The sequence below is a fragment of the Streptomyces sp. NPDC026062 genome (assembly GCF_055568375.1).
This window is the reverse complement of record NZ_JBVHOQ010000127.1, coordinates 1-1,503: the sequence shown is the minus strand read 5'-3', so window position 1 is coordinate 1,503 and position 1,503 is coordinate 1. Positions and strand designations below refer to the sequence as shown.

The following is a 1,503-nucleotide window of genomic DNA, read 5'->3' as shown; positions in this document are numbered from 1 at the left end:
GCACAGTGACCCGCGGCATCTCAACCGCCGTGTCGTTCCACTCCACCAGAACCCGGCGCCGCTCAGCCTCACCCAGCACATCCACCGCGCTCAGCGACCGGTCCGCGCCACCCTCCAGCGCCTCCTCCAGCGCGGACACCAGACCCTCGACAGCCGTGCCCACCATCGCCAGCACAGCTTGCGCGTCGATCGGAGCAACAGCGTCCACCGTGAGGCGCAGGCTCTCGCCGTCGTCGTCGACAGACATGGTCAGGGGGTAGTTGGTGCGCTCACGGGAGAACAGCACCCCCATGCCCTCGCCGACCCCGGCGACATCCCGGCTGAGGCCGACGTTGTGGCGGTAGTTGAGCATCGAGGTGAACAGGGGCGCGTCGCCCTGCACACCACTGGCACGCTGCGCCAGAACAAGTGGCGCGTGCTCGTGCTCCAGCAGACCCGCCAGCTGGTCACGCATCGCCGCGACCGCCGACAGGGCGGTGGTCTCCTCCACCCTCATCCGCACCGGCAGGGTGTTCATGAAGGGACCGGGCACCCGGTCCGCACCAGCGCCGGCGTTCATGCGCCCGAACAGGACCGTGCCGAAGACCACGTCGTCCCGGCCACTGAGCGCACCCAGCACCCGCGCCCACGCCACATGCATCACCGTGGCCGGGCTCACACCCAGCCGCTGCGCCGCGTCGCGCAGTCGGCCCCCGAGAACCGACGGGACGTCCCGCCGTACCTCCGCCGAGTCCATGCCGTCTCCGTGGGCGTCCACCAGGCCGTACGGTGCGGTGGGCTCGTCGACGTCGCCCAGCAGCTCGGCGAAGTACCGCTCGTGCGCGGCCCGCTCCACCCCGTCACGCGCCTGCGCCACGAAGTTGCGGAACGGCAGCGGAGCAGGCAGCTCCTCCTCCCGGCCGGAGAGGAGCGTCTCGACCTCGCTCAGCAGGAGTTCCAGGCCCGTGTGGTCCTGGATCATGTGATGCACGCGGACCAGCAGCAGCCGGCGGCCGTCCGCGACAGCCGCCGCGTGCAGCGTCATCAACGGTGCCTGGCCCAAGTCCATCGACAGGCCACCGACGGCCAGCAGTCCCGCGACCGGGTCGGCGTCGTGCGGGTCGAGCTGTACCTCCTCGACGGGGAGCTCGGCGTGCCGCCACACCACCTGCACCGGCTCGCGCAGGCCTTCCCACACGATGGCCGTGCGCAGGATGTCGTGCCGGTCCATGACCTTCTGAAGCGCTCCGGCGAACGCGTCCAGCCGCTCACGGGAGTCGAACTCCAGCACCGTCGGCAGGACGTAGGCGTCCTCGCCGCCGTCGGCGAGGAGGTGGTGGAAGAGCAGACCCTCCTGGAGGGGGGCGAGGGGGTAGATGTCGGCGACGTTCGCCGCGCCGCCCTCGACGGTGGCGACGACCCGCTCGACCTCCTCGGCGGTCAGGTCCACCAGCGGCAGCATCTCCGGCGTGATCGCCCGCGCGCCCTCAGGAATGGCATGGGGCGGTACGACGACACTCTCCG

At 71.1% G+C, this 1,503-nt stretch carries 1 protein-coding gene; it reads right to left on the bottom strand.

The annotated features are described in order from the left end of the window. A partial coding sequence (locus tag ACZ4LX_RS38120; protein WP_467652002.1) for a condensation domain-containing protein occupies positions 1-1,503 on the bottom strand: 1,503 nt, incomplete at both ends.